Raw genomic sequence first — 9,605 nt, forward strand, 5'->3', positions numbered from 1 at the left:
ACTCGATCTAAAAACGGTTGTTCGCTGTCATTACCGTTCATGGTTATCGCTTTTTATTAAGTTGTTCGGGTATACTTAATGGCTGTGATACCAATGCGTAGGAAAAAGATTGAGATATTTACCCTCATTTAAAACATCACTCAGATTATCTCGAGATTTATTTCGTATCCTCGGCCTGATGTTGTGGGGTATGGGTGTTTTTATCACTTTATTTTTTCTCTATATGCAATTTAATGAAAATAAGTCGGATATACGTCAGCAATTTCATTCCGGTTATGAAAATTTACAAGCCTATATAGTGCAAACAGGGGCATCGTTACAGTCAATTCATACGATGACTCAACAACATGAGCTTAAATTAAAAGAGTATCGAGAGAAAGTTGGGCGTCAGTCAGATTTTATGGCTTTACCTAATTCGTCACTATATTCTTTTTACCCTCTGACCCGTAATTCAAATTGTGATATTTTTAAAGAGAAGGCAGATGCTTATTTAATTGCATTTGAGCAGCTAAATTATTTTTGGAAAGACAGTATTGCAGCACCTCAAGGGCTTAATCATGTATTTTTAGTCGGTACTGGCAGTTATTGTTTAGTGGACTACCCCATCCGCTCTATGGTATCGGATATAGAAATATTGAAAAAAATGGCGTTTGAAAGCCTGCAAAGTTATAAAAGCCTAAGGTTACAAGGGCAAGAAAGAAGTTTATACACAATCATACATGGTGCCCAAACTGATAGTGGCCAGATTTATCTAATCCAACCAATTATAAAAGATGAATTAATCATTGCTTTTATTGGGTTAGAACGATCAATCAATTTGAATCAGTTTAACCTGCGCAATGATAGAGCTATCGAAATAATGATTATTAACGCTTATAATCAGCCTGTTTTGTACTCTACATCAGAACCTAATCCTAAAAACTCGACATTATTAAATATTAGCGAACCTGCATTTTTTGGCTTTAACTCTGATTACTCAAAGTTCATATTCAAAAAGCGTCTTTCCTTAACGAATATGACGGTTATTTATTCGATCGCAACGACGGAAATGTTAGAAAACCTGAAAGGTTCAATATTCTATGGTGTATTGGCTAATATCTTTACAGGAATTCTTATTTTCTTTCTTATTTGGTTATTAGAAAGAAAAATGCTCTTACCCGCGGCAAATACGGCTATTCGCTTAGAAGAACATGAACAATTTAATCATAAAATTGTTGCTTCAGCGCCTGTTGGAATTATTATCTTAAGATTGACAGATGGCGGAAATATATTAAGTAATGAATTGGCTCATGACTATTTTCGCTTGCTCAGTGAAGATGATAAGCAGCGGATACTGATAATTATTCGACAAAAATCAAGTAATTATATCGATGTGGTAACTACAAACGGAACGCACTTACAAATTAGCTTTGTCAATTCACGTTATCAAAATGAAGACGTTGCCATTTGTGTGCTTATCGATATTAGCATTCGTGTTCAAATGGAAAAATCACTGCAAGATGTCGCAGATGCGGCAGAGCAAGCAAACCATGCAAAATCAATGTTTTTAGCGACAGTAAGTCATGAATTAAGAACACCATTATATGGGATCATTGGTAATATTGAACTATTGCAGCGTTATGATTTATCAGAAAAAGCGACTCGGCTTGTTTCAACAATGGATAATTCTTCGGCATTATTGTTGCAAATTATCAGTGATATTTTAGATTTTTCAAAAATCGAATCTAAGCAGTTGAAGATAGAAAATAAACTGTTTAATTGTCGGGATGTTTTTTCTTTTGTTTTGGCAAATTATCTGCCATTAGTAACGAAAAAAGGTATCTCGATATATTCTTATATCGAACCGGATATTCCAGATCTTATTTTGAATGACTCTGTTCGATTACAGCAGGTTATCTCAAATATCATTAATAATAGTATCAAATTTACTGACTCTGGTTTCGTGCTTTTGTATGTCAGGAAAGATGACCATTATCTAAAAATAGAAATCAGAGATTCTGGGATTGGTATGTCTCAACCTGTGGTTATGCAACTTTTTGACCCATTCTTCCAAGTCTATGATCAAAACAATACCGGTCATAAAGGAACCGGCTTAGGGTTGGCTATTTGTGAAAAGTTGGTCAGTTTGATGGATGGTGACATTGAAGTTAGTTCTCAATCGGGTATTGGTAGCTCATTTACGATAAGAATTCCTCTTTATGGCCAAAAATATCTGGAACATTTAACGCCTGAATATCGTTTAAGCTATCAAATTGCAATTATTTGTCAAAATGAATTTTTGATGAATTATTTATCTAGGTTATTAAAGCACAAGCAATTTATTGTGCTTGATGAGGATCAAATTGATGAAAATACAACTTATGATTTGTTGATTACCGATCGTCATAACCAAGTAAATATTCTAAGCCACAAAATAATACGGTTATCCAGCCTATATACAGGGGATCTCCGAGAGGTAGCTTCAAATGAGTGGTGCTATAACACTTATCAGTTAGATAAATTAGCGATATTGATAGATAAAGTTATTGTTAAAACAAACGATTTACCACAAAGAGGTATACAGGAAAGCAGCAGTTTGTTTGAAACAGATAGCGCTTTGAAGGGGTATAATGTTTTAATTGTTGATGACCATCCAATCAATCGTTTATTACTGAGTGAGCAGCTTGCCAGCATTGGATTTACAACTGGCACTGCAGTTGATGGTATTGATGCACTTAAATATCTTGAACATCATAAGGTTGATATTGTTCTAACGGATGTGAATATGCCAAATATGGATGGTTACCAATTAGCGCGTGAAATCCGTAATCGAAGCTTTAAGTTGCCCGTTATTGCACTGACAGCAAATGCAATGGCAGAAGAAAAACAGCGTTGTATTGATGCAGGAATGAATGATTGTCTTTCTAAACCGACAACGATTGCTGTATTGAAAGGCACACTTATTCAATATTGTTCTTAAGAGTTACATGAAAAAATAAAAACCCGAGAACCGGGTTTTTATTGTCAGAAAAAGCAAATTAATTGTTACTCTGAAGGTGTACTATTAATGGTAACAGAAGACAAATAGTTAAGTAGGGCGATATCATTTTCAACCCCAAGCTTTAACATTGCTGATTTTTTCTGGCTACTAATGGTTTTTATGCTGCGGTTAAGTTTTTTCGCGATCTCGGTGACAAGAAAACCTTCTGCAAATAAACGTAGCACTTCACTTTCTTTAGGTGATAAACGCTTATCACCATAACCACTTGCATTTACTTTCTCTAGAAGCTTACTAACGCTTTCTGGCGTGAATTTTTTCCCTTTTTGTAAAGCGGCTAGAGCTTTAGGTAGATCAGCGGGTGCACCTTGTTTAAGAACAATTCCTTCAATATCTAATTCGAGAATAGCACTTAAAATTGCTGGATTATTATTCATTGTTAGAACAATAATGGATAGGTCAGGGTAATGACGTTTGATGTATTTGATCAACGTAATTCCATCACCATATTTATCGCCTGGCATAGATAAATCAGTAACAAGCACATCGGCATTCAAACGCGCTAGGTTGTTAATTAAAGATGTTGAATCTTCAAATTCACCAACGATATTCACCCATTCAATTTGTTCAAGTGACTTTCTGATACCGAAAAGAACAATAGGATGATCATCGGCAACAATGACATTTAGGTTATTCATATTATTAGTTACCTTCTGGCATTAGTCTTTTCACTGAGATATCCAGTTCTCTAATGCGATTTCTTATTTCAAGTCCGTTTTCATCTGCTATAAAACGTTCTAAGTCTTCACAAAGTTTGTGGAGACATTTAAAATCGAGCATAGCAAAAACTCCTTTTAAACGATGTGCAGTGTTTTTCAATTCGGTCAAATCCCCAACACTATCACTATTATACAGTTTATTAATATCTATCGGTACTGTTGTAATAAACAAATCCTTATAATCGCTGTTTAATAAAATTGAACGATAAGTACAAAGTGTACTTTCTAACGACTCACTTGATATCACGGAAGCTTCTTGATTATCAAGTGATTCAGTAAAAAATGAGACAGAGTTATTGTCTTGTAACTCTGAATTTTCAATTAACAATGAAATTGCATCAATGAGTTGGTCAGCAAAATTAGCATTAGCTTCAATATAATTTGGTGAGACTATATCAATTTCTGGGAGGCGGCCATTTATCTTAATAATATTTTTGAAGCCTTCTTCATTATTGTCGGTGACCAGCAGGTCCCAGTCAGAATGAGGTGAGCTTTCATTGATATCAAGAGACTCAGCACCGTAATGAGTTAAGGTGCTTTTTACAATGCGAGAAATATCCAAGTTGTGGATATTGAGCCTGACGTAAATATCTTCCAGTAATGTAGGGTAATCATTCACGATTGCGGCATTCATTGCGGGTAGAGTGACTTCGTAGTGAGTACCGATAGTGCCACTTGTTTTGATCGAAAACATGCCATTCATTTTCTTTGTTAATAACTTACATAAATAAAATGTTATTCCAGAGCGAGTGAACTGAGCAGGGTTTGGAATCTGCCCTGCAAATGGGTTTTGTAGATTATTTAATTCTTGGTTTGTAAGCCCGATGCCACTGTCTTTAATACTGATCGAGACCACATGCTGATCACTTTGATAGTTTAAATAAACTGAAACTTTTCCGAAGGATGTCGTCGCAATTGAATACTCTAAGATAAGCTGCAATAAATTTTGCAAATAAGTTGGGCTAGTTTCGATTAACGAGTCTGGATTTATATTGTTATAAAAATACAAATCTAAGCCTTTGTGGTTAAAATGAGATAAGTTTTGTCTGAGATAGTGGCTAACTAAGTTGGAAACAGAAATTTTTTCAGTTTTAAGCTTATCTGTTTGTGTTTCTAGTTGGTTTAGTAACTCAATATTGGTAAACCAGTTATTAATATGATGAAGGTGATTTTCAATTTCTATGACTTGTTGTGAGATATCATGATTAAGGTTTTCGATATGTATTGATTGAGCAATATGAGTCATCGCAGCATCGATTTTCTTTAAAGATGGTGAAATTTCGTTGATCATATTCTCAAATACGATTTTTCTTAACAGAATATTCTTTTGGTACTCTCTGGTTGCTAATTCTTGGCGCTTTTGCGTCAATACCTCTTTATCTTTATCAACAATGATAAAAAGAACCGCATTTTCCATCATTGTGCTATTGATCAGAATGACTTCATATACATTATTTTCGATGGAGACTTGGATAACATCATGGTTATCAGTCGCCATTTCTTTTATGTGTGTTAAATCCATCGATGGAAGTAGTTGATTCGCAATATTATTACTTAATATTTTTTTGTTGGTATTAAAGTCATAAACTAAAATACCATAAGAAATATTATTGATAATATCGTTATTAACGCCTTCCTTAAACTGTAACTCACGTAACATTGTCGTATTGGGTGAGATAATTCGACTACGAATAAAAATAGTAGCAAGTAGCGCTAGGAGTGCTACAGCTAATATGCAGGTAATTAGCCAAAAATTATAACTAAGGATTTCAATAATAATATCTTTAGCTGAGACTCTGTAATGAATTTGATAGTTCGTACCCTCAATAGACTGAGAAAATATAAGATTAGTTCCAGCGATGGTAACTAACGCCTCAGTGTTGCTTGTACTACTGGTACGTGGATTAATCGTTAGGTTATTGCCCTGTAAGCTAAAAGGAATAAGTGAATTAATTGAAATATCAAATGAGATGACACTGGTCAGCTGGCCCGGTGAGTTAAACATCAGTCGATAGGTATAATAGAATACATTGTCCGGTGCATATTTCTGGACATTCGAAATAATTTCTCGGCGATCAAGCAATGTTGACTGTGTCAGCATATCAGCCCGCTTTTCTTCAGCGGTTAATGTTAAATAGCTTTCTTTATAACGTAGTTCAGGTTTCAGGATTGAATGGGTTGTTACAAGGACTAGTGTATTATCTTGACCATTAAGGTAATACATAGAGTTAAATTCATTACGCGCACCCCAAACAATCTCCATATAGTTAGCCAATTTTGTGGCAAGAATACTGTTGCTTTCTTTATTATCACCAAAAACAATTGAATCAATGGTTTGGTTAGTACTACTAATCCAATAGACATCGTGGCGAACTTCGGTGATAGCGTGCTGATCAATTGGGACTGTCACTGATTTATCATTAGCCAATTTATACATATGGCTAGCTTGGTATCGGTAATCTTCAATTTGATAGGCCAAACGAGTTGCCATGCTACCAAGCGCAGTTTGTCGATTTTGCTGCCATGCATGATAGTAGTTATATAGTGACAGGGAAAGCATCACGATAAGTAACAGAATAAACGCAATAAAAATGCGCGAAAGTGTGGTGGATTTTAAGATTGATTGTCTGTACATATTGTCGTGCGTAGTCCTGTCGGCAAAAATATATTATTTAGATTAAAAATCATACGCCTAGGTATATTGTAGATACCAATTTTGCCCAGATATTACCATTATTATTGTTAAATAGAGAGTAATTGAGTGAAGATTAGCCAAACGATGTAAAAAAAGCAATTTTTTTACTAACAGGGGTAGACAAGGGGACGGGATTCCTACATAATCGCGCCCCATGGAGGGATGGCCGAGCGGCTGAAGGCAGCGGTCTTGAAAACCGCCGATGGGTAACCATCCTAGAGTTCGAATCTCTATCCCTCCGCCACATTAGCCGGCTTAGCTCAGTTGGTAGAGCAACTGACTTGTAATCAGTAGGTCACCAGTTCGACTCCGGTAGCCGGCACCAAATAAGAACCCGTTATCTCGAAAGAGATAACGGGTTTTTTCTATCTTGTAATTCATGTTATTTTACGGCCTTTAATAGCTGATGGGACATATTTGTGCCATTAAAGGTATTTGTTATTATTTTCTTTTCAACATAGCAAATTATAGTTTATAGGTAAGTTTATAGGAAATAGCTCAGTATGCTTGCTTCAAACTCCCCTCCTTATAAACTAGCATTATTGAAACTATTTATAGGATGGTGAGATGAAAAGGTTATTGTTAGGGACAATCCTATGTTGTGTGGGCATTTATGCAATGGCAAATGATAGAGAAATAAGTACTTTATTAAGTGACGGAAGTATAATTCAACTTAAGGGCTGGTCAGTCATTTATGAAGGTGAGAGCCATTTTAATTTATGTAAGTTAACGATCGATGTAACTTACCTTTTAGCTTCATTAAAATATCAAGCCGTAATAAAAAAGATATAAATAGAAAAGGGTACTATGACCAAAAAAATTGGTTTCTACTTCCTGATCGGGTGATAAGGGCAGATTGTAATGGGTATGGGGATCACATTAAAATACTCGGCGCTATGATACGACAAAATTAATCTAACCTCTTCTTGAGGTGAGTCATTATATCTATTAAGTCTGCAGCGATTCCCCTACACAGAAAAATAGAGAAATAATGCTTCAAATAAAAAGCCCCGCAATTGAATTGCACTCATTTTTTGGACAGCTTAAATAGCGAGGCTTTTTGCTGTTAAAACCAGTTGTGTAGCATTAAATATGATAACGAAAAAACAAATATTACCATCAGGTGCTGAAGCACCGTTAAAAACAAAAGAAATCTTCTTATTTGATTCATTGTTTCCTGCTTAAACTCACTAAACAAACTGCTGACTAAAAATAAATTATTTAGTGTTTTTAGAATAGCAGTAAAACAAATTTTTGCTAAAAAAAAATCATGAAATAGATGAAAGAAATCTTGATGTTACGTACTAATAACTAGACTTTTCTTTATTAGAGATAATTGCACCTAATATTTATTACAAAATAAAGGTGCAATTTGTCATTGTATTAGCGCAGTGCCGTTAACTTTGGCACTCATTACTGATCAAAAACTATCTTCATATTCTCGTGCTTTTTTCTCATCATAGTTATGTTCCCATTTCGCCACAACGAGTGCGGCTAAGGCATTACCGACTACGTTAAGTGCAGTTCTTGCCATATCTAAAATTCGGTCAACACCAGCGATAAAGGCTAAGCCTTCAAGGGGAATACCAACGCTACCTAATGTTGCCAAAAGAACTACAAACGAGACACCGGGAACGCCTGCGATACCTTTCGACGTAATCATCAAGGTGAAGACTAAAATAAGTTCTTGTCCGATGGATAATTCGATGCCATAAAGTTGAGCAATAAAAATAGCGGCAATACTTTGATATAAGGTTGAGCCATCAAGATTGAAGGAGTAACCAATAGGAATAACAAAGCTGGTAACCGATTTTGGTGCGCCATACTTTTCCATTTTATCCATTATGCGAGGCAAAACGGTTTCAGAGCTGGCGGTTGAATAAGCGAGTAAAAGCTCATCTTTTAATATCCTCATCAGCATGAAGATATTAATTTTACAATAACGTGCAACAAGTCCTAGTACGACTACTGCAAAGAAAATGATCGCACAGTGAACTAATACAACTAATTTTAGCAGTGGGATCAAAGATGAAAACCCAAAGTTTGCAACGGTAACAGAAATGAGTGCAAATACCCCGATCGGTGCATACAGCATGATCATGTTAGTTACACGGAACATGGTTTCAGAGAAAGTTTGTAAAACGTTTAATAAAGGTTGTTTTTTCTCTAAAGGAAGTGAAGAAAGACCTAAGCCAAATAAAACAGCAAAGAAAATAACCGGCAACATATCGCCACTTGCCATTGCTGCGAATATATTACTAGGCACTAATGTTAAAAGCGTATTGATGATACCGGAAGGATGGCTCTCGACTTCTTGAGTGGTCTTTTCATATTGAGATATATCAACTTGAGTTAGTTGAGACATATCAATACCGACACCGGGTTCAAAAATATTGGCAAATGAAATACCGACAATAATCGCAATTGTCGTAATGATTTCGAAATAAACAATCGTTTTAAAACCTAATGTACCTAATTGTTTTGTATTTCCTACACCTGCAATACCAACAATCAATGTTGAAATAACAATAGGGACAACAATCATTTTAATTAATTGAATAAATATTTTACCCGCAGGGGATAATATATTTAAGATAAGCCAGTCTTTATACTCTGTATTGTCATGCAATAGCGCACCAACAACAACACCTAAAATAAGAGCAACCAAAATTTGCCATCCTAGGCCAAACTTAAATGGTTTCTTTTTAGTCATGTGGTTTAATGTCATAGATGAAATCTCTTTTATATTAATAATTTTTATGTATGTATTTTTTTTATCATAAATTTTATAACGAATATTCGAGAAAACTACAACTGTTAACTCGTTAAAGTTGAATGATTTCTATAGGTGATTTATATCAAAATGTTACATATGTTTCTGTTTTATAGTTATTTGTAACTAAATATTAAATGTCATCTTTTATTGTGTAATTTTATTTTCATTAAATGTTAATTTTTGAGGAACATTAATTATAATCAATTGTTTCTGAAATGTATTATTAATGTTTTGTTTGTGTAAATTTGGCGAGATTGTAACAATCAATGAATGAAAACAGATTGAATAATAGACTTTATTGAGAATGGTCTTATGAAAGGAAGTGAAAAAAGTATTAAATATAATTAATAAATGAAAATAGACATGAAAAATATATAA

5 protein-coding genes and 2 tRNA genes are annotated in these 9,605 nt (G+C 34.5%); 4 read left to right on the forward strand and 3 right to left on the reverse strand.

Annotated elements, in window-relative coordinates; translation table 11 throughout:
• The first annotated feature begins 166 nt into the window (after positions 1–166).
• Positions 167–2,959: a two-component system sensor histidine kinase RcsC gene (gene rcsC / locus M998_RS18235; protein ID WP_231906754.1), complete on the forward strand. Its 2,793-nt coding sequence runs from the start codon at positions 167–169 to the stop codon at positions 2,957–2,959.
• A gap of 65 nt (positions 2,960–3,024) precedes the next feature.
• Here rcsC and rcsB read toward each other — a convergent pair whose 3' ends face one another.
• On the reverse strand, positions 3,025–3,675 hold the full coding sequence (gene rcsB, locus M998_RS18240; RefSeq protein WP_068444838.1) for a response regulator transcription factor RcsB: 651 nt from the start codon (positions 3,673–3,675) through the stop codon (positions 3,025–3,027).
• Positions 3,676–3,679: 4 nt separating this feature from the next.
• Positions 3,680–6,391, reverse strand: coding sequence for a phosphotransferase RcsD (gene rcsD / locus M998_RS18245; protein WP_068910190.1), 2,712 nt, complete (start codon positions 6,389–6,391; stop codon positions 3,680–3,682).
• A gap of 216 nt (positions 6,392–6,607) precedes the next feature.
• On the opposite strand from rcsD, the gene M998_RS18250 reads away from it, so the two are divergent.
• The 3 genes from M998_RS18250 to M998_RS18260 all read left to right on the forward strand — a co-directional run bounded on the left by M998_RS18250 (position 6,608) and on the right by M998_RS18260 (position 7,243).
• Positions 6,608–6,695: transfer RNA gene (locus M998_RS18250), tRNA-Ser, on the forward strand.
• 5 nt (positions 6,696–6,700) lie between these two features.
• Positions 6,701–6,776: transfer RNA gene (locus tag M998_RS18255), tRNA-Thr, on the forward strand.
• Between the two features lie 242 nt (positions 6,777–7,018).
• Positions 7,019–7,243 (forward strand): hypothetical protein, encoded by a 225-nt coding sequence (locus M998_RS18260; RefSeq protein ID WP_068444834.1) that lies wholly within the window; start codon positions 7,019–7,021, stop codon positions 7,241–7,243.
• A 628-nt stretch (positions 7,244–7,871) separates the two neighbouring features.
• On the opposite strand, the gene gltP is transcribed toward M998_RS18260, so the two are convergent.
• Positions 7,872–9,179 (reverse strand): glutamate/aspartate:proton symporter GltP, encoded by a 1,308-nt coding sequence (gltP, locus tag M998_RS18265; RefSeq protein ID WP_068444832.1) that lies wholly within the window; start codon positions 9,177–9,179, stop codon positions 7,872–7,874.
• Between the last annotated feature and the right edge of the window lie 426 nt (positions 9,180–9,605).

It is taken from the genome of Providencia heimbachae ATCC 35613, assembly GCF_001655055.1.
In the GTDB taxonomy this organism is placed as follows: domain Bacteria; phylum Pseudomonadota; class Gammaproteobacteria; order Enterobacterales; family Enterobacteriaceae; genus Providencia; species Providencia heimbachae.

Coding starts and splice junctions, on each gene's coding strand:
- gltP (WP_068444832.1), bottom strand. CDS start 9,179: ATGACATTAAACCACATGACTAAAAAGAAACCATTTAAGTTTGGCCTA.
- M998_RS18260 (WP_068444834.1), top strand. CDS start 7,019: ATGAAAAGGTTATTGTTAGGGACAATCCTATGTTGTGTGGGCATTTAT.
- rcsB (WP_068444838.1), bottom strand. CDS start 3,675: ATGAATAACCTAAATGTCATTGTTGCCGATGATCATCCTATTGTTCTT.
- rcsD (WP_068910190.1), bottom strand. CDS start 6,391: ATGTACAGACAATCAATCTTAAAATCCACCACACTTTCGCGCATTTTT.